Below are 22,118 nucleotides of genomic sequence, written 5' to 3'. Positions count from 1 at the left end.
TTCATCCAATCTGATCGAGGTGGGCGCTGGCCTGTCGATGGCCGAGCAAAGCGCGGAAGAAGTGCTGGGTAAAGCGAATGCCCATCAGCAAGGCACCGACGGGAATGGCCAGCTGCACGACCCACATGGGCGCCTGCAGCGCCGAGCTTACCTGGCCGAACCGGTGGGTTTGCTCGGTGAGCTCGATACCGTAAAACACCAGAAAGGCGCAGAAGCCAATCGAGATCGCGTGCACCAGCAGTTCCAGCGCCTGCGCGATGGACGGCGGGCTGAAGCGACGCAGAATATCGATGCCGATGTGAATGCCTTGGCGGGCCGCCACACTGGCGCCTAGCAGCACCATCCAGACGATCTGGTAACGCACCAGCTCCTCCGCCCAGGAGAACCCGAAGTTGAACACGTAGCGGGCCACCACGTTGGCAAAGAGGATGAGCGCGGCGGAGAGAATCAGCAGGCCGATCACGACTTCCTCGCTGCGCGACAGCCAAGCATCAAGTTTGCGCATGGCGCACTCCCAATCAGGAACACTTCAAAGAAAAGAGGGCCAGCGGGGTGCCGGCCCTCTTGCGGGGCGTATTACTCGGCGTTGGCGATCGCTTGCTGGAACTCGTCCATTAGATCGGCGCCGATTTCGCTGGCGAAGGCCTCGTGCACCGAGGCGGTTGCCTCACGAAACGCCGCCAGTTGCTCGTCGTCGAGGGAGCTTACGTTGGTACCACTGGCTTCGATGGTAGCGATGTAGCCCTCTTCGCGACGGGCGGTTTCTTCGCGCTGGAAAGTGGTGGCTTCGCGCGCAACCTCGGTCAATAGCGCTTGGTCGTCCTCGCTCAGACCATCGAACCAGCGCTGACTGAACAGGAACGCGTAGCCCAGATACGCATGGTTACTGATGACCACGTCCGACTGCACTTCGAAAAACCGCATCTGGGTAATCGACACCAGCGGGTTTTCCTGGCAATCCACCACCCGCTGCTGCAAGGCGTTGTAAGTTTCACCAAAGGCGATGGGCACTGGGTTAGCGCCCATGGCGCTGAACTGCTCCATGATGATGGGGCTCTGCATCACCCGCACCTTCTGCCCTTCGAAGCTTTCCGGGCCCTCGATCGCGTGGTTGCAGGTGAACTGCTTGAAGCCGCTCTCCCAGAACGTGACGCCCTTCAGGCCCACCTGCTCGGTGGTGGCGAGCAGATCGTCGCCGGCCTGACCGTCGAGCACGGTATGGGCGACTTCCGGCGAGGGAAATAAAAACGGCAGATCGACGATCTGCATGGCGGGCACGAAACCCGAAAGCTTGGCCGTGGGAATGATCGCTGCTTCCACCGCGCCCATCTGCATCTGCTGGGTCACCTCGACATCGTCACCCAGCGTATTGTTGGGAAAGAGCTGCACGGTGATCTCACCGTCGCTGCGCTCCTCCACGGCCTGCTTGAAGCGCTCAGCCGCCAAGTGCTGGGCGCTATCTTCCGGCAGGTCGTGGTGGAATTTCATGTGAATATTGGCGCTCGCGGTGCTGGCAAGGGTCAAAGCGCCCAGTGCCACGCTATACGCGATTGCTTTCAGTTTTGCGTTGTGGAGTTGCATTTTCATGGTAAGACCCTCTGCCAAGGCGCCAATGGAGGTAGCGCTCTACGGTGATTGAGTTAAGTAACTGTTTACTTACCTAAATGACTAGCAAGGATCATGCCATTTTTAAAAAGGCGGTATTTAGGGTACTGAACGCTTTCAAAAGCCATTTCGTCGCACCACATAAGTGCCTAAAGCACATGAAAGGTGCGATATTGGAAAAGTTCTCGCTCGAGCGACGTACAGCAACATTGCCCTTGGTCGAGAACGAAGCTCTTGCAAACGAAGCGCGCTACAGGCTGCTCTGGTCAGTTGCACCTAATGAAAGTTGAACCGATTACAGCACCTATTCGGCTCGAACCATGAGCCGAACGAGTTCGATATTCAGCTCGAATGGTAGTCGTCGTATGCTTCATACCTTTTTCTTTAGCTTTTTCTCTTCAGGTGTACTCTCGGTTCACCCGATGCAGTCGAACTCAAAGTATGTGCTTACAGGCAACCTTGAAATGACTGCACAGAGAAGCGTTGAAAGAACGGTTTATCCAAGGTGAACACGTCTTATGACAAGCCGGTCAGGCGATCAACACATCCGAACAGAGACCTCAATATTAATTACCGATCGGTAACTTCATAAGAAATTTAGCTTCAGCATCATAATAAAAGACGCGCTTCAAGATACCGCACGCTCGCCTTTTTCAAGCCCTCGTTGGTGCTGGTGAAAGCGATGGTCTCGACCGCGCGAATGGCAATGTCCCACTCGTAGCGGCGTCCTTCGCCGGCCGCCGTAACCAGCCGGCTTGGCTCGAACCAAGCATCAATGCAACCGCGTGCGTCATTGCCGTTATGGTTTGCGACACATTCGGCCCATCAGCATCCTGAATACGTGCATGGGCCGGGTAGGAAATGTTTAATACCAAAAAGTGGCCTGCACGGGGTTTCTGCAACCATGTGCCCCTACCCCACGGTATATTTTTGTATAAACACCTAATTTAAAAGCCATTATTGTTATAACCATCAAGGCCGAGCATGAACGTCGAAGAGATTTATCGTCGGGACCTTAACCTGTTGGTCGCGTTGCAGATTCTGGTCGAGGAACGCAGCGTCAGCAGAGCTGCAAATCGTTTGAACCTGAGCCAGTCCGCAATGAGCCGGGTGCTGGGGCGGTTACGCGGCTTGCTGTCAGACCCGCTGTTTACCCGCCAGGGGCAGAACCTGATCCCGACCGAGAAAGCGTTATCGATGAACAAAGCGTTGGACGAACCTCTCGGACTTTTGAGTCAGCTTTTGTCTCCCATCGAGTTTGACCCCGGCTCGTGTGATCAGACATTTACAATCGTCACGACTGATTATGCGATGCAAACCATCTTGCCCTTTGCCCTGCCCCGCATATATCAGGAAGCCCCCAACATCGCGCTCGAGTTCTTGCCATTACAAGATGATCATGTAAAAGAGCAACTAACGTACGGTCGAGCGGATTTAGCCATTTGTCGCCCTATTCACTCTATTGAGCCCTTGCAGTATGAAACATTGGGCCGTGTTGGCGTGTCATGCCTGTTATCCAAACAGCACCCGCTCGCGGATAGAGATATGTGTCTGGACGATTATCTGAATTTTCCTCATGCCCTGATTGCCATCAGTGACGGGGTTAAATCGCTGATCGAACAGGCGCTAAAAGACAAGCCCAAGCGGCGCACGGTGCTAAGGGCCTATCATCTGGAAGCAGCACTGGCGATTGTGGATACGATGCCCCTCATCATTACGGTGCCTGCCGATCTGGCCTATCTGGTGTCCGAGCGTCATAACCTGGTCGTGAAGCCGTTACCCTTTCACTTTACGCCGTTCGATTATTCCATGATTTGGCACCCACGCTGTGATTACTCGCCCTCACAGGAGTGGTTGAGAAACCTCGTCAAGGAAGAGTGTGGCAAGCTCATCGCCAAACGTGTGATGGACATGGGCCTGGATGCCGAGGCTGATGCCATGACCCGGACAGAGCAACAATGAAAGCAACACTGGCTCGTTACATATGCGCGTTGAGCATCGAGGCCGATCTGCACGAGCTAGTCATATCGATGTAGGGCGATCCGCCGACTTACCCGCCTTCACCCCAAGCACAGCGCCAGCCTCACGCCCCATGTGTTGTATGTAAAATCTGCATGGATCACTGCACTTTTTATCATTTGAGTTACCCCCCGATACTCCTTACGCTTCGAATGACGCTCGTATACGCACCTTTCTTCAGTCCACGTCTTCGAAGTTACTGAAGTTTTTTATCTGTTTTGCAGCTGCCATTACTTTTCCATGGTTCACCAGGGCCATGGAAAAAGTGGCGGTGCACGCCATTAAAAGTGGCGATCAAGAACGGTAGGCGTAAACGAAGAACACTCTAATCACTCAAGGTATAACAAGAGCAACTTATGACTATTTTTCGATTTCCACTCCTGGTTTGGCTGGGCATAGGGATCTTGATTACCAGCCTGGGAATCCGGCAGTCCTTTGGCATTTTCATGACGCCCATTTCCGACTACTTCCAGACGGGCCGTGAGTTCTTCAGCTTTGCCATTGCATTACAAAATCTACTGTTTGGCGCCTTCCAGCCGTTCGTGGGTATGGCGGCCGACCGCTGGGGGCCAAAGCGCATTATCATTGCAGGTGCCATCGCGTACGCCCTGGGCCTGTACCTGACCTCGATCACCACCGAACCCACCATGATGTACCTGTCTCTGGGTGTGCTGGTCGGCTTTGGTTTAAGTGCCACCAGTTACGTGATCGTCCTGGGTGCCGTTGCGAAAGTGGTGCCTGCACAACATGCAGCCAAGGCCTTTGGCTTGACTACGGCAGCGGGCTCGTTTGGCATGTTTGCAATGATTCCGGGTGCTCAGACGTTATTAAGTATTTCCGATTGGCAGGGTGCCCTGCAGATATTCGCAGTCATGTGCAGTTTCATGGTGGTGTTTGCACTGTTCATCAAAACGGCAAAGCAGGCATCTACCGCACACCCTGTAAAAGATGACTTGCAGACACTGAAGGATGCCTTGAAGGAAGCCTTCACACACAAGGGCTATTGGTTAATTCATATCGGCTTTTTTGTGTGTGGTTTTCATGTGATGTTTATCGCCACGCACCTTCCAAGTTATCTGGCGGATAAAAGCATCTCGGCCTCGACCGCGGCCATGGCGCTGGCCTATGTAGGCATCTTCAACATCGGCGGCTCCTACTTCTGGGGCGCCATGGCAGACCGCTACAGCAAACGTTATGTGATGTCTGCGCTGTACTTCGTGCGTACGGCCGTGATCGCTGCCTTCGTGATGCTGCCGACTACTGACATGACAGCGCTCATTTTCGGCGCTGCGATAGGGTTTTGCTGGTTGGGCACCGTGCCGATCACATCGGGGCTGGTTCGTCAGATCTTTGGCGCTCGTTACCTGTCGACGCTCTATGGCCTGGTATTTTTCTCTCACCAGGTAGGCAGCTTTCTGGGGGCATGGGCCGGGGGGATCATTTACGACTACTACGGGTCTTATGGCCCGATCTGGTGGTCGGCGATCATACTGGCGTTTATCTCTGCATTGATTCATCTTCCGATCAATGACAAGCCGGTTCCCCGCTTGAGCATGGCAACCGCGTAATGCTACGGGGCGCCTGACACAGGATGTCAGGCGTCTTTCCCTTGTTATCCCTATCTATCACCATCGGTGAGTTGGCCCACCTACGGCCAACTCATTGCCACTTATCCAGCGCCACCATGTCTCGCCCGACACGAATGCCCCTCTCGGTTACACTAGCGCGACCGCCACCCAGCCCCCTTCCCGATCGGTGATGCATCCCATGTCCATTTCCCAACGCCCTTCGAAGCTGAGCCTGCCTCAGGTCAATCCCGGTGTATCGACGGTGCTTGAGTATCTGCTGCTCACGTTTCCGGCCATCGACGAGGCGACATGGCGCGAGCGCATGGCCACCGGCAAGGTGCATCGCGATGACGGCAGCTGGATTACGCCGGCCTCATTCTTCAAGCCACAGCTTCGCGTGTTCTATTATCGCGAAGTGGCAAGCGAGCCGAGCATTCCCTTCGCCGAGCATACGGTCTATCAGGACGAGCACATTCTGGTGGCCTACAAGCCGCACTTTCTGCCCGTTACGCCCGGCGGGCGCTACGTCAACGAGTGCCTGCAACAGCGTCTGCGTAAAAGCACGGGGATCGAGGCGCTGCAGCCGGTGCACCGTCTGGATCGCGTGACGGCAGGACTGGTGCTGTGTTCGCTGAATCCCGAGACCCGCGCGCTGTATCATCAGCTGTTCACGTCACGCCAGATTCACAAAACCTATCAGGCCATCGCCGAGGTAGACGGCGCTACGTCATGGGTGGGTCGAGAGTGGGACGTAAAGAATCGCATCGAGCCAAGCGAGCAGCGCTTTCGCATGCGGATTGGTGAGGGCGAGGCCAACAGCCACTCGGTGATCCGCTGCGTGCAGCAAACCGACACCCAGGCGCTGTTCGAATTGCATCCCGTCAGCGGCCGCCGCCACCAGCTACGCCTGCACATGCAGTCACTCGGCTGGCCAATTTTGAACGACCGCTACTATCCGGTGCTGCAGCCGCTCTCGCCGGATGACGTCACGCGGCCCTTGCAGCTGCTCTCCAAGGGGTTCGAGTTCACTGATCCCGTGACCCATGAGCATAGATGTATTGAATACGATGGCGACTTGGAGCTTAACTAATACCAATAAAACCTGTGCAAAATACTAATACATATTATTTAATTTTATACGATACTATTTATTCTTATTAAAACCTCACATCTAAAACAAGTCACCAAGAATAAAAAAATTAATTTAGATAAAACAACCTTAAATCACCACTCTATCAAAAGCTCTTTCATTCTTTTCTTTTTTGCTATGTGTTCTACAGATTTCCTCAATCTAGAATACAAATCATTATTTATTCCCTTTATATTTTGAGAATAAAAATGCTCCGCCAAGCCAACCGCACGCTCGTCTTTCTTTTTTTTAAAAAAATCTATAGCTGTTTCATAAAGCTCTACTCCTCTTTCTATATCTCCAACTTTAAACATCATCATACCACAGGTAGCTATAAAAACTCCTTTTGCACTTTCTTCTTTAGCTTGGGCTTTTTTTGCTAGCAACTTAAAATCCACCTCGATATCGCCAGTATTATTATTTAATAACTTTGCGACAACCAAATTATTAAGGCAACCGAAACTCATCTGTGTTTTTGGCCTATTATAATATGAAGAGTTTATTACATAAGAAGGATCTTTTAAACCTACTATACTCATATAACCAGCATCTACCATTGAAGCATCCGAGAAAGGTTGAAAAGAAAAAAACTCTATCAACTTATCCCTACAGCTTGAAAAATCACCAGCGACATAATATTCATTGGCATCACTTTCTATCGACAAGTTCGAAAATTCACTACTTTCATCGATAGAAAACCCATGCTTTTGTTTAAGCCATCCGTACTGCGATAGCGAATTCTCGGTGGGTACTGCCAAGGCAGTTGTAAAAAGTTTTTTTGCTTTCTTTAAACTACCATTTTCAAACTCTATAGTACCTAAGCTAGCTGCCAGATCTGAAACTCTCCCCATATCACCTGAAAAATTCTTTAAAATCTTTCTACCGTCATTAACTCTAACACTTGGTAATTCAAAAGAAGTAGCAATTGAAATATGCGCGCTAGTTAAAAGCGGGTTATTTCTTGAATCTGCACTTTGGTTTAAGACCCAAAGTGCTTCTTCAGGCTTACTCTCATGAATTAGAAACCTTGCAAAAGCTCTAGCTACAAAAGGAAACTCTTTATTTAGACCCCAGCCTACTTTTAAACATTTGTATGCTTTGTCATTTTCACCTTTAACAGTGTAGTAAAAAGCCAAATCAACCCACGAGAAAACATCTCTAGGATTTATTTTTAAAAAATTTTTAGTTTTCCTTATATTTAATTCTGTAACTTCATCTTCCAGTGAATAAAAGTTGCTGTTATTCCTTTCTGACTCGGAATTGATAAAAGACTTAACTCCGGGCGACAAATCATCATAGCTCTCTAACAAAAACAAAAGAGTTTCTTTATAATGTACATCTGCATATAGCCGATTCATAAACAATGTTATATTGAGTTCAACTGCATTAAAGATAGTTTTATTTTTAATCCAGTCATTTCTCGCGGACTTCAACCAAGGGTCATCCTCATCAAGACAATTCGCTACTGAACTCTCTTTATTAAGAGTAGGATATTGTAAAGACAAAGCTCTTCGAGACGTATGCCATCGCGGTATAAGTTGACGCCTCTCCATAAGAAGAAAATTATTTGACATCGTATACTAATCCTTCTGTATAAAACAGTCTGATTATAGTTGCCATTTTGCTAGTATATCGCCTTGCATTTAATTTAATAGGCCTTTTTGAAAACTTAGGTGCTCCACGCTTTTCATAGTCGGGGTAACACATTTCTCTAACGGTATTAGTCACCTCTACTGCTATTTTGTTCCCAAACAAACGAACACATTCAACAAAAAAATCATTCAACAATGTAGAAAATGCAGATATATGTATAACTAAAGATTCCTTGTAATCTATCTGAAAAACATTCAATGATATTTTCTCAGACTCGTTTGCTAAAGCAGCAGTTAAAGGAACCCCCATAACCGTTTGATAAATAAGACTTCCAACTGAATATATATCCGTTAAAAACCTATCACTAAAATTTTTAATTGAAATCCCATATCTAACCTCTATGGGTGCATACCTATAATCACCGGGAAAAGGCATATTAATAAAAGGGGACTTCCCATGAATATCAGTAACTCTACCAAGATCTCCTATTTTACTTTGATTTTTTGGAAAATGTAGAATATTTGATGGTTTTATATCCTGATGAGCAATTCCAGCACGATGTAATTGTTCAGTAGCAATACAAACATGATGCATGGCTTGAAAAAAAGAGAGCCAATTATTATTTCTCTCATGAAGATAAATTTGGCGCAGATCACCATCTGCTTTTTCAAAAACTATATAAAAAACTTTATTTAGAGGCGCCGGAAACTGATTATTTATCAGCTCTCCTGCGGACAACGGCACTACCACTTTGCTCATTTTTTCATTTTTACAAAAATCCAAAATATTACGTTCAAATATATACTCATTAATTAGTGCCTGAATATCTTCAAGGCTTCCGCTCATGACTCTACTGAGATCCATTGCCTTCATGAAAGCTATTTTATTATCATCATCTTCCACTAAATAACGAGTACAAAAATTCCCTCCCGAAGTTTGTGCTGTAGTTATTAACTCTATGACTTTCCAACCACATGGAGTACTTTTTCCTACGAGGTTTGTAGATGGCATAGTCACTCCCAATATAATAAATGGTTAGAAAAAAACACTTAAATATAACCTACAAATTCATGATGCAAAATAAACCATTATTAGGTTTTTTAAAAGTATAAATTAAAAAAGCCATCCCATATCAGGATGGCTTAGAGGTTTTTAATATAACTATCACTCCCACTCAATCGTCGCCGGCGGCTTGCTGGAGACATCATAAGTCACCCGCGACACCCCTTCCAACTCATTGATCACCCGATTGGACACCTTCTCCAGCAGCTCATACGGCAGGTGCGCCCAGCGGGCTGTCATGAAGTCGATGGTTTCGACGGCGCGCAGGGCGATGACCCATTCGTAGCGGCGGCCGTCGCCGACCACGCCGACGGATTTGACCGGCAGGAACACGGCGAAGGCCTGGCTGGTTTTCTCGTACCAGCCGGAGGCGCGCAGCTCTTCGATGAAGATGGCGTCGGCCTCTCTTAAGATGTCGGCGTACTCTTTCTTCACTTCGCCCAGAATCCGCACGCCCAGGCCCGGCCCCGGGAAGGGGTGGCGGTAGACCATGTCATACGGCAGGCCGAGCTCGAGGCCGAGTTTGCGCACTTCGTCCTTGAACAGCTCGCGCAGCGGCTCGACGAGCTTGAGCTTCATGGTTTCCGGAAGCCCGCCCACGTTGTGGTGGGATTTGATCACGTGCGCCTTGCCAGTCTTGCTGGCGGCGGATTCGATCACGTCCGGGTAGATGGTGCCCTGGGCCAAAAACTCCACGCCTTCGATCTTGCTGGCCTCGTCATCGAATACGTCGATGAACGTGTTACCGATAATCTTGCGCTTGGCTTCCGGGTCGTTTTCGCCCTTGAGCTTGTCGAGGAACAGGTCCTCGGCGTCCACGCGGATCACCTTCACGCCCATGTGGCTGGCGAAGGTTTCCATCACCTGGTCGCCTTCCGCCTTGCGCAGCAGGCCGTTATCCACAAAGACGCAGGTGAGCTGGTCGCCAATCGCCTTGTGGAGAAGTGCCGCGACTACGGAGGAGTCGACGCCGCCGGAGAGGCCGAGCAGCACATGGCGGTCGCCTACCTGCTCGCGTACGCGCTGAACCTGGTCTTCGATGATCTGCGCCGGGGTCCAGAGCTTTTCGGATTGGCAGATATCCAGCACGAAGTGCTCGAGGATGCGCTGGCCCTGCAGCGTGTGGGTCACTTCCGGGTGGAACTGTACGCCATAGAACTGCTTCTCTTCCCACACCATGGCGGCGATCGGGCAGCTCGGAGTCGAGGCGGTCACGGTGAACTCGGCGGGCGCCTGAGCGACCTTGTCGCCGTGGCTCATCCACACGTCCAACAGCGCCTTGCCACTTTCTGCATCCACGTGGTCCTTGATGCCGTTGAACAGCGCGTTGTCTTCGTCGATCTGGATCTGGGCGTAGCCGAACTCGCGCTTTTGCGAGCCTTCCACCTTGCCGCCGAGCTGCTCGGCCATGGTCTGCATGCCGTAACAGATACCGAAGATCGGCAAGCCCATCTCGAACACGCACTGCGGTGCGCGCGGGGATTCCAGTTCGGTCACGGATTCCGGGCCACCGGCGAGGATGATGCCGTTCGGGTTGTACTCGCGGATCTCCTCTTCGGTGATATCGAAGGCGCGCACTTCGGAATACACGCCGATCTCGCGCACGCGGCGGGCGATCAGTTGGGTGTACTGGGAGCCGAAATCGAGGATCAGAATCTTGTGGGCGTGAATGTCGGTCATGGCGGTATCTCTCAAGCAGTGTAAGCGCGGCCGCGAAGGCTTTGATAAGGCTCTAAAAGCAAGCGACGGGCCAAGGCCCGCCGCATCAATACTGACCCCGGGGTTAGCTCACCCGGTAGTTGGGGGCTTCCTTGGTGATCTGCACATCGTGCACGTGCGACTCGTTGAAGCCGGCGCCGGTGATCTGCACGAACTCCGGCTTGGTGCGCATCTCTTCGACGTTGTGGCAGCCGGTGTAGCCCATGGAGGCGCGCAGCCCGCCCATCATCTGGTGGACGATGGCGCTCATCATGCCCTTGTAGGGCACGCGGCCTTCGATACCTTCCGGTACCAGCTTCTCGGCGCCGGCGCTCTTGTCCTGGAAGTAGCGATCCGCACTGCCCTGGCTTTGCGACATCGCACCCATGGAGCCCATACCGCGATACGCCTTGTAGGTACGGCCCTGGTAGAGCTCGACCTCGCCCGGGGCTTCCTCGGTGCCGGCCAGCAGCCCGCCAACCATCACGGCGCTGGCGCCAGCGGCAATCGCTTTGGCCAGGTCGCCGGAGAAGCGCACGCCGCCGTCGGCGATCAGGGGAATGTCGAACTCCTTGAGCGCGGCAGCGACGTTGGAGACAGCGGTGATCTGCGGCACGCCGACACCGGCGACGATGCGCGTGGTGCAAATCGAGCCCGGGCCGATGCCCACTTTCACACCGTCGGCACCGGCTTCGGCCAGCGCGCGTGCGGCGGCGGCGGTGGCGATGTTGCCACCCACGACCTGAATCTCGGGGAAGTGCTCTTTCACCCAGCGAATGCGGTCAATGACGCCCTGAGAGTGGCCGTGGGCAGTATCGACGATGACGACATCCACACCGGCTTCGGCAAGCGCGGTGATGCGATCAGCGGTTTCCGGACCGGTACCGACCGCGGCGCCGACCAGCAGGCGGCCGTCGCTGTCTTTCGCGGCGTTCGGGTAGGTGCGCGCCTTCTCGATGTCCTGGAAGGTGACCAGGCCACGCAGATGGAAGGCGTCGTCGACGATCAGCATCTTCTCGATGCGGTGCTCGCGCATCTTGGCTTTGCTGGTTTCGAGATCGGTGCCTTCAGAAACGGTGACCAGGCGCTCGCGCGGGGTCATGATGTCGGCGACGCTGTCGCCCACGTTGGGCTGAAAGCGCATATCACGCTCAGTGACGATACCGACCAGCGTTTCGCCTTCGACCACCGGGAAGCCGGAGAAGCCGAACTCGTTCGCCATGCTGAGCAGGTCTTCGAGCTTCGCGTTCGGGCTCACGGTGACCGGGTCTTTCACGATCACGCTTTCGTGCTTTTTGACCTTGCGGACCTCGGCGGACTGCTGCGCGATGCTCATGTTCTTGTGGATGATGCCGATGCCGCCTTCCTGGGCCATCGCAATCGCCAGCCGCGCTTCGGTCACCGTGTCCATGGCGGCGGAAACCAGCGGAATATTGAGCGTGATATTGCGGGTCAGGCGGGTTTTGAGGCTGACATCCTTGGGAAGAACGTCGGAGAAGCCAGGAACGAGGAGTACGTCATCGAACGTAAGCGCTTCTTGGGCCATACGTAGCATAGCGGCAACACCCATTGAACAGTGGGAAGATGGGGCGAGGAAAATTAATCGACCATTATAGCGTTTTAGAGGCTGCCCCATCAATGCGGCGTTTTGTTCAACCACGAAGCAATTGCAGCCGGTAGCCTGACTACCCCACGCATGCTCACCATCCAGGCTTCCAAATGGTTGAAAGCCATAGGGCCAAAGGATCCCTAGCAGAAAATAACCACAAAGGTCATACTGATACCTCACCAAAAAGAGGCAAAAAAAATGGCGGAAGCGGCAGGAAAGCTTTATTACAGTAACCCGGACAAAGTCAAAGGGGCTCGCGTGTCGCGCGACATGATGTTGTCGCTTTGCAATGCGCTGGGACAGGCTCTCGATACCCCTGAGACACGTCAATTCATTAGTAACACGCGCATCCCTAACGAGCGCGAGCTTTATGGCACTTTCATCAAGGCCTTACTAAGTGACGCCTTCGATGATCAGGTTGGTCATATTGGCACGGAAGTACAGGTTTCCCGTCAAACGGATGAAACCAGTGGCAAAGGTCGGGTGGATATTATTTTCGATTATCGCCGCACCAGCTTTCTAGTCGAATTGAAAGTCATTCGAGCCTCTGTGAACGGTCGCCAATCAGGGGAGGAAGACGCTACTCCAACTCAGCGCTTGGTTAAACCATGGCAGAAAGCGGTTAATCAACTTATCGAACTCGATGAGCAAAGCCTGGGTAAGGCGCTTCAAAAGAAAATCGTTAAGCTTCCTATTGCCCTGTATCTTCACGTCGACAATAAACAAAAGAACAATTCCGAACAGTGTGAAGAGTTAAGTGCTTCCACACATGAAAGGATCATATCCCAGTTAGATACCGATGTAGATCAGGATGATCCTGCAAGCTACCATTTCAGTTACTTCTATCCTTTCGACGAATCCATCAAAACATCTCGTCGAAGAGGTTGTCTGGTAGAAGGCACCCCAGATGTAAGGCTTTACGGTTTTTCTCTCATTGCTGCATGTAAATAAATACTGTAAGCGCAATCACTATTTGGATGCTTCGCGCCAATATCGGATTGAGGCATCCGAAACAATCCCCTGCTCCTGTCCAATGCGAATAACGCCGTCCTTTAGGCTAGCGGCCAGTGCCGGCTGGTGGCAGTACGCCAGTGAGCGAATCATTCGCGAAATGCGCAGGTGATTGTGTCCGCCGGCTTTCAGCCAGATATGCTCGCGCATGTTCAGGCTGGGGGTGGCCGTGATCGTCTCGTTTTCTCGCTCCAGCCCGAAAAAGCTCAGCATGACATCCAGCGACGTTTGCTGCCGCGCTCGAAGCGTCGCGTCGTCGGCGAACGCTTGCCGGTCGTCGCCGGTGAGCGTGGGCGCGAAGCTGTTGAAACGCCCTGCCTCGGGAATGGGAAACAGCCACTGGATATAGTCGTGGGTGTGCTCCAGCCAGAAAGGCGACAAGCCCCAAAGTTCGTCGATCTGTCGCCCTTTATGGTCGCTGGCCTCGCCGCGATAAAAAGCGATCAGCGGTGTCGCGTGATGGTCCATGACGTCTCCTGAAAGCCGGTGGTGCCGCCCAAGTGCTGGTGGGCAATAAATGCGCTATGTTACGTGGCCTGATGTATGAATTCCCGAATCGATCTGGAAAACGCCTTCATGAGTGCTCAACCGCCTACCGCTCTTTCCGTCAGCGACCTCAATAAGCAAGCGCGACAGGCGCTCGAGCGCGACATGGGCGAGGTGTGGGTCGAGGGCGAGCTTTCGAACGTTTCCAAACCCGCCTCCGGGCATATTTACTTCACGCTGAAGGACGACCGCGCCCAAGTGCGCTGCGCGCTGTTTCGCCAGCGCGCGCGGTTCGTGGCCGCGCCGATGCGCGACGGCGACCAGGTGAAGCTCAGAGGCAAAGTGTCGCTGTTCGAGCCGCGTGGCGACTACCAGCTGATCGCCGAGGCGGTGCAGGCGGCAGGGCTCGGTGAGCTGTTGGCGGCCTTCGAGCGGCTAAAAGCGCAGCTCGACGGTGAAGGCGTGTTTGCCAACGCCCGCCCCCTGCCCTACCCGCCGCGCAAGCTTTTGATTCTGAGCTCGGCCAGCGGCGCGGCGATTCGCGATGTGCTGGCGGTCCTCAAAGCGCGCTGGCCGCTTGCTGAGGTGACGCTCATTCCCGTGCCGGTGCAGGGCGCGGACGCGGCACCGGCGATGATTTCGGCGCTGGCGCTTTTAAACCGCCAAACGCGGCTGGACCCGGCGCGTGACGCCGTGCTGATCACCCGCGGCGGCGGCAGTCTGGAAGATCTCTGGGCGTTCAACAACGAACACCTGGCGCGGGCGATTTTCAACTCGCGCCTGCCGGTGATGTCCGCCGTGGGCCACGAGGTGGATACTACGCTTGCCGACTTCGCCGCCGATGTGCGCGCCCCTACGCCCTCGGCGGCGGCGGAGCGGCTGGTGCCGGATGGCCGGGCACTTTTGCAGGCGCTCGCGCAAAGCGAGGCGCGCCTGACCCGCGCCGTTCGCGCCAGCCTTCAGCGTGAAAGCCAACGGCTGGATCACCTGCGCGCCCGGCTCAAACACCCCGGCGAGCAGCTCGCGCAGCGCCGGCAGCACGTCGATTCACTCGCCCAGCGCCTGCAGCGCGCCATGAATCAAACGCTTGGACAGCAGCAGAGTCGCGTGGCCCAGCTCACCAAACGGCTGGCAAGCCAGGACATGGCGCGGCTACACCAGGCCGAGCAGGCGCGCCTGGCCCAGCTCGACCGCCGCCTGAAAAGCGCGGTGGAGCGCATTCTGGAGGCGCGCCGCGCAAGACTTTCGAGCGTTGCCCGCGAGCTTAACGCGGTGAGCCCGCTGGCCGTGCTGGGCCGGGGCTACGCCATCGCCCAGGACAGCGCCGGCCAGGTCGTGCGCCGCGCCGAGGACACGGCGCTTGGCCAAACGCTGTCGCTACGTTTGGGGGAAGGCCGCCTGAGCGTGGAGGTCAAACGCCGCCACAAAAAATAGCGCCCGGCGGTGGCCGGGCGCTATCAGCTTGTTTTTCCTGATTTTTACATCAACATTAACGCGCGTTCACACCCCGCTTAACGCTTGGGCGGCTCGAGCGTGTCATCGCCCTGGGTGTTGCCGGAGGGCGTGTCGGAGTCGGCCAGGCCGTGCTCTTTCTTGCTCTTGTCCTTATCGTGGGGTGTGGGCTCCTTGCCCGGGTTGCCGCCCAGACCCGAGGCGGCGTTGTGCCCCGGCATCGCCTCGTCGGAGTAGCGCATGTGCTCGCTGTCGGTGTCGCTAGGCGTGTGGCGAGTGTCGTGCTCCTGATGCTCATTTTTGTGCTGATCTTTCTGGTGCTGATCCTTGTCCGTGTCGTTTTTCATCTTCTCGGTCCTTTCGTGAAGAGAGTGCTGCATCTTGTCGGCCTGCTGGTGGCCCATTTCGGCGGCCTCGCCCACCAGGCGGTCGCGGTATTCGCCCATGTAAGCGTCTTCCCGTCGTGTTGAGGGTAGAAGCCCGCCGAGCGCGGCGCCAATGGCAAACCCCAGCGCCCCGGCCACCAGCGGGTGCTCCTGGATGAAGTCGGACGAGTGGCGGCCGGCATCCTTGGCCCACTGACCGGCGTCGTGCATGCCGTGCTGGGTGGAACGGTACAAGCCTGAGGTCGTGTCGCGCATACTGCCTCCCATGTGGTGAGCCCGCTCGCTTATATGATGGGCAGCGTCACTGGCGCTGTGGCCCATGTGGCGGGCGCCGTCGACGACGCGCTCTTTCATGCCCGAGGTCATGCCTGCGCCATGATCGAAACCGGTGTCCGGGCGGTCGCTGTCATCGAACGCCGGCGGATGAGAAAAGGCGCTGCGCTCGGGACGGTCAAACGGTGCATCGCCTTCAAGGCCCGCCGGGCGAGCGCCGCCCGTATAGGCATCGACGTTTTCACCGCTATGGCGGCCCATCGGGTTGGAGAACGACTCCGACATCGGCGGGAGGTTCATCCGCGAATCGAAGCGCCCTTGGGGGCCGCTGTGCGGGTAGGCTTCGGAATTGGCGTAGCGGTGGTCACCCTGCTGAGCGCCGCTGCGCTGGGCGGTCAACAGCCAGCCAAGCCCGGCGCCGGTGACCAGAAACGGCACCGGGTTCTCCTTGATGGTCGTCCCCAGGTTAGCAAAGAACTCGTTGGCGCCGCCGTGGCGAAGGTAGTCGTAGGAGGCGTTGAGCAGCCGCTGGGGCGAGAAGCGCTCCTCCAGCTCGCCAAGCGTAGAGTCGAGCCGCTCGCGGGAGTGCTGAATGTCCTTTTCGATCTCTTCGGGGGTGCGGTGATCCTTGTGATCGCTCATTTCAACGCCTCCTTGACGTTATGCTCGTGCTCCTGAGCTAGCTCCTTGTCCCGCTGAAGACTCTTCAACGTGCGCTGCGGCGTCAGGCGCTGCGCCTTGATCTTGTTAAGCCCTACGTTGAGCATGATCAACCCGATGACGGCGGTCACGACGCCGACGATGGCGGCCGAGAGCCAAGGGGTCATGTCCGGCGGCAGGATTTCGTTGAGCAGGGCGACCGCCGATGCCAGCAGCACCAGAAAGCCGGCGAAGATCACCGCGCCGGCCACGGCGATTGCGGCGATGCCGGTCAGGGCCTGATGAGTCTTTTCCGATACCTCGGCCTTGGCGAGCTCGGCTTCACCTCGAACCAGATCGGTTACCTCGCGGGTCAACGTCGTTAAAAGCGAGCCGACGGACGCTCCCTGCGTCGTGCTATTGCGCTGCGTTTCCATATAAGCCTCGTTCGTACTGGCCAATCGTTGAGCGTTAAACGCGTGGAGGTCTATCGCGGTGTGCGGTAGGGGTCGCGATCGCCGGGCAGCGGGTCGTCGCCGGGCCGGGGCGTGATCCTCGGCCGCGCTTCACCTGCGTTAAAAGGCTCGCTTGGGTCGCGCTCGACGCCGCTGCTGCCCGGCCGTGGGCCGTCGTTATCAAAGGCCGACGGGTGGCGAGACGAAGGGTGTTGGGAGGCAAAGCGCGACCCGGCGTCGTTCATATCCGTATGGCGCTCGCTGTAATCGTCCGGGCCACCGTAGGACGAGCCGCGATGCAGCGCGCCGTAGCCTTCGGCTCCGTAATGGCGGGGGTCGTCTTGAGGGCTCTGGCGTCTGGCGTCATATGCTTGCGAACCATAGCCTTGAGAGCCGTAGCCCTGAGAGCCATAGCCTTGAGAACCATAGCCTTTAGAACCATAGCCTTGAGAACCATAGCCTTGAGAACCATAGCCTTGAGAGCCGCTCCGTTGGGAATCGTGATGCTGCGAGCTTCGCAGAAAGCGGGCAACTAAAAAGCCCGCCGCGATGGCCCCGCCGATAAACACTGCCGGTTCGCGCCGACTGTAGCCCTGAACGTCGTGGAAAACGCGCTTGAGGTCCTTATCGCGAAACTGGTTCGAGAAGTCGTCGGCAAGCTCTGCCGCCTTGCGCGCCTGCTGCGAGAAAAACGGCTGGTGCTGGCTTTCGAACTCGTCGGCCGCCTTGTTCATGACGCTGGTAAACCGGCCGGCCTGTTTGGCGATGAGTTCGCGCTGCTGCTCGTAGAAGTGCTCGGCCTGGTGTTGGGCCGCGTCGCCCAGATCATGGGCAGCCTCTTTGCCCTGGCTTTTGAGCCGTTCGGTATCGAGGGTATCGTGTTGATGAGAGGTGTCAGCGCTTTTCGCGCCGCTGGCATCGGGGTGGGAATACTTTCCTTGATCGCTCATTAATTGCATCCTCCATGCGCTGCATTCTTTGCAGCCGGGGTAGTGAACAAAATGAACTTTTAGCGTTTAAAAAACGCCATCCTTTTTATAACATGGGTTAACTTTTTCTTTTAAAACTCCTCGCAGATCACTTATGAACTATAGCGGGGGGTTAATAACTGTCAATTTTAAAACAAGTCTTTTAATAAAAACTTTTATAGTTTATTTATAAAAAATAAAAACGCCGATATATCATGCGCTTAATAAAAGTATAAACTTCAATAAACATCATGCTAGTTATTATTAAAAAGCTACTTTAACTAACTTATTAAAAACCCAGGCATTTGCTTGAAAACAAGTAGACCGCTCTTTTCTAAAAAAAGGGTTAAGTAAAAATTCCTTCAAGCGGGACGGAAAAGCGGGCCGGCTTGGCCCTTTCGTAACGTTCGACTAAGGTAAACGATGGCGCGACCCAGGACGGGGTCGGCCATCGCTACACACCGCGTCGAAACGGTTACGAAGGAGGGATTCAACATGAGCGAACAGAAACAACCCCCGCAGCATCAGGACAAACAGCCCGGCGACGAACACGCCATGCACCCGGCGCCGGAGTACATCCGCGAAAGCTATCGCGGCTCCGATAAGCTCAAGGACAAGGTGGCGATCATCACCGGCGGCGATAGCGGCATCGGCCGCGCCGTGGCGGTGCACTTCGCCCGCGAAGGCGCCGACAGCGTGATCGTGCATCTGGAAGAGGATGAAGACGCCGAAGAGACCAAGCGCCTGGTGGAAGCCGAAGGCCGGCGCTGCCTGGTGCTCAAGGGCGACGTGGCCCAGCCGGTCTTTTGCCGCGAGGTCATTCAAAAGACCCTTGATGAGTACGGCAAGCTCAACGTGCTGATCAATAACGCCGCCGAGCAGTACGACTGGGACGACATCACCGATATTCCCGACGACCAGCTTTTGCGCACTTTCCAGACCAACATCTTCAGCCACTTCTATATGATCAAAGCGGCCCTGCCGCACTTGAGTGAAGGCGACACCATCATCGAAACCTCGTCGATCAACGCCTTCAAGGGCAACGACACTCTGATCGACTACACCGCGACCAAGGGCGCCATTCAGGGGCTGATGCGCTCGATGGCCATGTCGCTGATGGAGCGCGGCATCCGGGTCAATGCCGTGGCACCGGGCCCGGTGTGGACCCCGCTGATTCCCGCCAGCATGAGTGAAGAGAAGGTCGAAAGCTTCGGCGGCCAGGTGCCAATGAAGCGCGCCGGCCAGCCCAGCGAAATGGGCCCCGCCTACGTGTATCTGGCAAGCGAAGACTCTTCCTACATGAGCGGGCAAACCATCCACCTGAACGGCGGCGTGATTCTGAACACCTGATGCGGTGTATTGAACGCACAAGGCGGCCTGCGGGCCGCCTTTTTCATGCCATGGTCATTCGCTGGGCTTCGACGTCGCTGACGCCCAGCAGCTGCAGGATATGGCGCTGGGTGGCCACGAGCATCGCCTTGCGTTCGGCTTCGTCGGGCAGGCTCTTGGCCACGGCCACCGCGCCGATGAGCGAGGCGAGAATGACGCGCGAGGTGTTCGCAATGGCCTGGCGATCATCGGCCAGCGGCAGCTGCTTGAGCTTGCCAAGCGCGCGCAGGCGCATCTCGAGCATTTTTTTCATGCGCAGGTAAGAGGCTTCGAACAGCGTGCGAATCTCGGCTTTCTCGCTGCCGATCTCGTTGAACAGCACCGCCTCGAAACCTGGCTTTTGCCGGGTTTCCAGCTCCTGCAGATGGCAGTAGTTGTTCACCAACTCGGTGAGGTGCTGCAGCGACAGCGGCCCCTTCACCAGCCTTGCGGCGCGGCTCTCTTCCAGCGTCTGGCGAACTGATTCGTGATACAGCGCTTCCTTGGAGGCAAAGTGCGCGTAGAACGCACCGTGGGTCATCCTGGCCAGCTTCATGATCTGGCCGATGGAGACTTTCTGAAAACCGTTGCGGCTGAAAAGCTCCGTCGCACTGGCCAGAATTCGCTCTCGGGTTTTCGACTTCTGATTTTTGAGCTTTTGACTTTTGAACGTGGGCATCGCGGCCTCGATAAACCTGCGCGTCATATTATCTTGATCATATGGTGCTGCTTGCTAGGGTGGCCAAATCAACCACTCAGGAACCGCTATGCAATCACCTATTGTTATCACCGGCATGGGTATGGTCAGTCCTCTGGGCAGCGGCGTCAATACGAACTGGCAACGGCTGCTCGAAGGCCACTCCGGCATCGATGCCATCGAGCGCTTCTCGACCGACGGCTTTCCCATCAAGGTCGCAGGCACCGTCAAGAGCCTCACCGACGATCCGGACCACGGGCTGGACCTCGATGCCATCGCCGACCCGAAGGAGCGGCGCAAGCTGGATCTTTTCAGCCTCTACGCGCTGGCCGCCGCCGACGAGGCACTGACCCAAGCCGGTTGGCTACCCACCGACCCGGCCCAGAAACGCCGCACTGCCACCATCGTGGGCTCGGGCATTGGCGGTTTCCCTACCATTACTCAGGCGCAAAAAACGCTTAACGAGCGCGGCCATCGCAAGCTGTCGCCGTTCACGGTGCCGGCGTTTCTCGCCAACCTGGCGGCGGGCAACCTGTCGATCCGCTACGGCTTTCAGGGGCCGCTGGGCTGCCCGGTGACCGCCTGCGCGGCGGGGCTGCAGGCCATTGGCGACGGCATGCGCCTGATTCGAAGTGGCGAAGCTGACGTGGCGCTGGTCGGCGGCGCCGAGGCGTGTATCGACCCGCTGTCGCTGGCGAGCTTTCACGCGCTGAAGGCGCTTTCCACCGAGGAGGATAACCCGGCCAGCGCCTCGCGCCCCTTCGACCAACAGCGCTCGGGCTTCGTGATGGGCGAAGGCGCGGGGCTTTTAGTGATCGAAACGCTGGAGCACGCGACGGCGCGCGGCGCCATGCCCCTGGCGATCATTAGCGGTTACGGCACCAGCGCCGATGCCCACCACCTGACCGCCGGCCCCGAGGACGGCAGCGGCGCGGCGCTGGCGATCGAGGCGGCTCTAAAGATGGCGAAACTGGAGAAAGGCGATATCGACCACATCAACGCCCACGCCACCTCGACCCCGGTGGGCGATCGCGCGGAAATCGCATCGCTAAGGGCAGTTTTCGGCGACGCGCTGAGCGCGATTCCCATTACCGCGACGAAGGCGTCGACCGGGCATTTGCTGGGAGCGGCGGGTGGCGTGGAGAGCATCTTCTCGGTGCTCGCAGCCAAGGAGCAAACGCTGCCGCCAACCTTGAATCTGACACAATGCGACGCGGCGATGGAGGACCTGAGCTTCGTCACCTCGGCCACGGCGCACAAGACGCGCCACGTGCTCTGCAACGGGTTCGGTTTCGGCGGGGTCAACGCCGCGCTGATCGTGAGCGCCGACTTTTCAGCCAGCCCCTAGGCGCTCTGGCGCGCTTGGGTGTCGATCAGTACGTACTCGAACAGAATCGACTCGAACTGCTCCATGGGCGTGACGGACTTGAGCGTCTTGGCGCGTAGAATCGCCCCTTCCCAGCCGCTCAGGATGAAGCTTGCCAGCGCCTGGACATCGGCCCGGGGGCTCACTACGCCTTGGGCTTGAGCGGCCTCGAGGCAGGCCACGAAGTGTCGTTCCCAGCGCTGGAAAACCGTGTTCAGCGCGTCACGAAAGACGTCGCTTTGGCCTGAAAGCTCCTGGCCCAGGTTGCCGATCAAACAGCCGGTTTCGTGGTTGCAGGTCTGCATGTAGTCCCGGCCGCGGGCGAAGTAGCGCTGCAAACGCTCAAGCGGCGCCAGGCTCTCGTCTTCCAAAAGGGCTGCCAGCCCCTCGGCGTAGTCGTCGGCGAAGCGCTCGATCACCGCCAGCCCGAAATCCTCCTTGCTGGAGAAGTAGTGGTAGAACGAGCCCTTGGGTACCCCACAGGAATTGAGCACGGCGTTGATGCCGGTCGCGTTGTAACCGTGCTGAGCGATCAGCTCGGCGCCGGTATCGATCAATTTGTCGCGGGTCGAGGTGTTTTTCATATCGTCCAGGCCTGTCGGTCAAGGCAATCAATCAACGTGAAGCCGGTCTATTTATTAGGATCGAGTCGTTAGGCGCAGGTGCGGTTATCAATGCGTCAGGTTGCACGCTCTTTACACATTACTTGCCTAATCACTGCTTAACTGGAGTAG

The 22,118-nt window shown here is 55.7% G+C and carries 19 protein-coding genes; 7 read left to right on the top strand and 12 right to left on the bottom strand.

The annotated features are described in order from the left end of the window. Window position 1 precedes the first annotated feature (1 nt). Both ACGLWX_RS07075 and ACGLWX_RS07070 read right to left on the bottom strand, forming a co-directional pair. Complete coding sequence (locus ACGLWX_RS07075) at window positions 2–505, bottom strand: TRAP transporter small permease (protein WP_396238511.1); 504 nt, start codon at window positions 503–505, stop codon at window positions 2–4. Between the two features lie 71 nt (window positions 506–576). Next, window positions 577–1,587, bottom strand: a complete 1,011-nt coding sequence (locus ACGLWX_RS07070) for a TRAP transporter substrate-binding protein (RefSeq protein ID WP_396238509.1) — start codon at window positions 1,585–1,587, stop codon at window positions 577–579. Window positions 1,588–2,589: 1,002 nt separating this feature from the next. On the opposite strand from ACGLWX_RS07070, the gene ACGLWX_RS07065 reads away from it, so the two are divergent. From ACGLWX_RS07065 to ACGLWX_RS07055, 3 genes are all read left to right on the top strand, one after another. Beyond that, entirely contained in the window at window positions 2,590–3,567 is a 978-nt protein-coding gene (locus tag ACGLWX_RS07065) for a LysR family transcriptional regulator (RefSeq protein ID WP_396238507.1), read from the top strand. A 413-nt stretch (window positions 3,568–3,980) separates the two neighbouring features. Then, window positions 3,981–5,192 carry an MFS transporter gene (locus ACGLWX_RS07060; protein ID WP_396238505.1) on the top strand — a complete coding sequence of 404 codons (1,212 nt, stop codon included), beginning with the start codon at window positions 3,981–3,983 and terminating at the stop codon, window positions 5,190–5,192. A 199-nt stretch (window positions 5,193–5,391) separates the two neighbouring features. Further along, window positions 5,392–6,282 carry a pseudouridine synthase gene (locus ACGLWX_RS07055; protein ID WP_396238503.1) on the top strand — a complete coding sequence of 297 codons (891 nt, stop codon included), beginning with the start codon at window positions 5,392–5,394 and terminating at the stop codon, window positions 6,280–6,282. A gap of 134 nt (window positions 6,283–6,416) precedes the next feature. Here ACGLWX_RS07055 and ACGLWX_RS07050 read toward each other — a convergent pair whose 3' ends face one another. From ACGLWX_RS07050 to guaB, 4 genes are all read right to left on the bottom strand, one after another. Then, complete coding sequence (locus tag ACGLWX_RS07050; RefSeq protein WP_396238501.1) at window positions 6,417–7,895, bottom strand: hypothetical protein; 1,479 nt, start codon at window positions 7,893–7,895, stop codon at window positions 6,417–6,419. Beyond that, window positions 7,885–8,925: a hypothetical protein gene (locus ACGLWX_RS07045; RefSeq protein ID WP_396238500.1), complete on the bottom strand. Its 1,041-nt coding sequence runs from the start codon at window positions 8,923–8,925 to the stop codon at window positions 7,885–7,887. The genes ACGLWX_RS07050 and ACGLWX_RS07045 overlap by 11 nt, the downstream gene beginning before the upstream one ends. 153 nt (window positions 8,926–9,078) lie before the next feature. Next, window positions 9,079–10,656 (bottom strand): glutamine-hydrolyzing GMP synthase, encoded by a 1,578-nt coding sequence (gene guaA, locus ACGLWX_RS07040; protein WP_396238498.1) that lies wholly within the window; start codon window positions 10,654–10,656, stop codon window positions 9,079–9,081. A 103-nt stretch (window positions 10,657–10,759) separates the two neighbouring features. Continuing rightward, complete coding sequence (gene guaB / locus ACGLWX_RS07035) at window positions 10,760–12,229, bottom strand: IMP dehydrogenase (protein WP_396238496.1); 1,470 nt, start codon at window positions 12,227–12,229, stop codon at window positions 10,760–10,762. Between the two features lie 252 nt (window positions 12,230–12,481). Here guaB and ACGLWX_RS07030 point away from each other — a divergent pair, with 252 nt between their 5' ends. Further along, complete coding sequence (locus ACGLWX_RS07030) at window positions 12,482–13,234, top strand: hypothetical protein (RefSeq protein ID WP_396238494.1); 753 nt, start codon at window positions 12,482–12,484, stop codon at window positions 13,232–13,234. An 18-nt stretch (window positions 13,235–13,252) separates the two neighbouring features. Here the strand turns inward: ACGLWX_RS07030 and ACGLWX_RS07025 are convergent, their stop codons facing one another. Further along, on the bottom strand, window positions 13,253–13,762 hold the full coding sequence (locus ACGLWX_RS07025) for an opioid growth factor receptor-related protein (protein ID WP_396238492.1): 510 nt from the start codon (window positions 13,760–13,762) through the stop codon (window positions 13,253–13,255). Between the two features lie 108 nt (window positions 13,763–13,870). On the opposite strand from ACGLWX_RS07025, the gene xseA reads away from it, so the two are divergent. Beyond that, window positions 13,871–15,214, top strand: a complete 1,344-nt coding sequence (gene xseA, locus ACGLWX_RS07020; protein ID WP_396238490.1) for an exodeoxyribonuclease VII large subunit — start codon at window positions 13,871–13,873, stop codon at window positions 15,212–15,214. A gap of 77 nt (window positions 15,215–15,291) precedes the next feature. On the opposite strand, the gene ACGLWX_RS07015 is transcribed toward xseA, so the two are convergent. The 3 genes from ACGLWX_RS07015 to ACGLWX_RS07005 are packed head-to-tail and all read right to left on the bottom strand — an operon-like array spanning window position 15,292 to window position 17,935. Further along, on the bottom strand, window positions 15,292–16,533 hold the full coding sequence (locus ACGLWX_RS07015; protein ID WP_396238488.1) for a DUF3618 domain-containing protein: 1,242 nt from the start codon (window positions 16,531–16,533) through the stop codon (window positions 15,292–15,294). After that, window positions 16,530–16,967 carry a phage holin family protein gene (locus tag ACGLWX_RS07010; protein WP_396238486.1) on the bottom strand — a complete coding sequence of 146 codons (438 nt, stop codon included), beginning with the start codon at window positions 16,965–16,967 and terminating at the stop codon, window positions 16,530–16,532. The genes ACGLWX_RS07015 and ACGLWX_RS07010 overlap by 4 nt, the downstream gene beginning before the upstream one ends. 50 nt (window positions 16,968–17,017) lie before the next feature. Next, window positions 17,018–17,935 (bottom strand): hypothetical protein, encoded by a 918-nt coding sequence (locus ACGLWX_RS07005; protein ID WP_396238484.1) that lies wholly within the window; start codon window positions 17,933–17,935, stop codon window positions 17,018–17,020. A 513-nt stretch (window positions 17,936–18,448) separates the two neighbouring features. Here ACGLWX_RS07005 and ACGLWX_RS07000 point away from each other — a divergent pair. Then, window positions 18,449–19,303 carry an SDR family oxidoreductase gene (locus ACGLWX_RS07000; protein ID WP_396238482.1) on the top strand — a complete coding sequence of 285 codons (855 nt, stop codon included), beginning with the start codon at window positions 18,449–18,451 and terminating at the stop codon, window positions 19,301–19,303. Window positions 19,304–19,346: 43 nt separating this feature from the next. Here ACGLWX_RS07000 and ACGLWX_RS06995 read toward each other — a convergent pair whose 3' ends face one another. Then, window positions 19,347–20,000 carry a TetR/AcrR family transcriptional regulator gene (locus tag ACGLWX_RS06995; RefSeq protein ID WP_396238480.1) on the bottom strand — a complete coding sequence of 218 codons (654 nt, stop codon included), beginning with the start codon at window positions 19,998–20,000 and terminating at the stop codon, window positions 19,347–19,349. A gap of 88 nt (window positions 20,001–20,088) precedes the next feature. On the opposite strand from ACGLWX_RS06995, the gene fabF reads away from it, so the two are divergent. Continuing rightward, a complete protein-coding gene (gene fabF, locus ACGLWX_RS06990; RefSeq protein WP_396238478.1) occupies window positions 20,089–21,366 on the top strand; it encodes a beta-ketoacyl-ACP synthase II in 1,278 nt (425 codons plus the stop codon). Here fabF and ACGLWX_RS06985 read toward each other — a convergent pair. Further along, window positions 21,363–21,968 (bottom strand): TetR family transcriptional regulator C-terminal domain-containing protein, encoded by a 606-nt coding sequence (locus ACGLWX_RS06985; protein ID WP_396238476.1) that lies wholly within the window; start codon window positions 21,966–21,968, stop codon window positions 21,363–21,365. The two genes, fabF and ACGLWX_RS06985, sit on opposite strands and share 4 nt — an antisense overlap. Window positions 21,969–22,118 lie beyond the last annotated feature (150 nt).

The organism is Halomonas sp. HMF6819 (assembly GCF_044335525.1).
Taxonomy (GTDB): domain Bacteria; phylum Pseudomonadota; class Gammaproteobacteria; order Pseudomonadales; family Halomonadaceae; genus Vreelandella.
The sequence above is the reverse complement of the archived record's forward strand: the minus strand, read 5'-3'. Positions and strand labels throughout refer to the sequence as shown.

Coding starts and splice junctions, on each gene's coding strand:
- ACGLWX_RS07050 (WP_396238501.1), bottom strand. CDS start 7,895: ATGTCAAATAATTTTCTTCTTATGGAGAGGCGTCAACTTATACCGCGA.
- ACGLWX_RS07070 (WP_396238509.1), bottom strand. CDS start 1,587: ATGAAAATGCAACTCCACAACGCAAAACTGAAAGCAATCGCGTATAGC.
- ACGLWX_RS07060 (WP_396238505.1), top strand. CDS start 3,981: ATGACTATTTTTCGATTTCCACTCCTGGTTTGGCTGGGCATAGGGATC.
- ACGLWX_RS06985 (WP_396238476.1), bottom strand. CDS start 21,968: ATGAAAAACACCTCGACCCGCGACAAATTGATCGATACCGGCGCCGAG.
- ACGLWX_RS07030 (WP_396238494.1), top strand. CDS start 12,482: ATGGCGGAAGCGGCAGGAAAGCTTTATTACAGTAACCCGGACAAAGTC.
- ACGLWX_RS07065 (WP_396238507.1), top strand. CDS start 2,590: ATGAACGTCGAAGAGATTTATCGTCGGGACCTTAACCTGTTGGTCGCG.
- ACGLWX_RS07015 (WP_396238488.1), bottom strand. CDS start 16,533: ATGAGCGATCACAAGGATCACCGCACCCCCGAAGAGATCGAAAAGGAC.
- ACGLWX_RS07010 (WP_396238486.1), bottom strand. CDS start 16,967: ATGGAAACGCAGCGCAATAGCACGACGCAGGGAGCGTCCGTCGGCTCG.
- ACGLWX_RS07005 (WP_396238484.1), bottom strand. CDS start 17,935: ATGAGCGATCAAGGAAAGTATTCCCACCCCGATGCCAGCGGCGCGAAA.
- ACGLWX_RS07055 (WP_396238503.1), top strand. CDS start 5,392: ATGTCCATTTCCCAACGCCCTTCGAAGCTGAGCCTGCCTCAGGTCAAT.
- ACGLWX_RS07025 (WP_396238492.1), bottom strand. CDS start 13,762: ATGGACCATCACGCGACACCGCTGATCGCTTTTTATCGCGGCGAGGCC.
- ACGLWX_RS07000 (WP_396238482.1), top strand. CDS start 18,449: ATGAGCGAACAGAAACAACCCCCGCAGCATCAGGACAAACAGCCCGGC.
- ACGLWX_RS07045 (WP_396238500.1), bottom strand. CDS start 8,925: ATGCCATCTACAAACCTCGTAGGAAAAAGTACTCCATGTGGTTGGAAA.
- guaB (WP_396238496.1), bottom strand. CDS start 12,229: ATGCTACGTATGGCCCAAGAAGCGCTTACGTTCGATGACGTACTCCTC.
- ACGLWX_RS07075 (WP_396238511.1), bottom strand. CDS start 505: ATGCGCAAACTTGATGCTTGGCTGTCGCGCAGCGAGGAAGTCGTGATC.
- xseA (WP_396238490.1), top strand. CDS start 13,871: ATGAGTGCTCAACCGCCTACCGCTCTTTCCGTCAGCGACCTCAATAAG.
- ACGLWX_RS06995 (WP_396238480.1), bottom strand. CDS start 20,000: ATGCCCACGTTCAAAAGTCAAAAGCTCAAAAATCAGAAGTCGAAAACC.
- fabF (WP_396238478.1), top strand. CDS start 20,089: ATGCAATCACCTATTGTTATCACCGGCATGGGTATGGTCAGTCCTCTG.
- guaA (WP_396238498.1), bottom strand. CDS start 10,656: ATGACCGACATTCACGCCCACAAGATTCTGATCCTCGATTTCGGCTCC.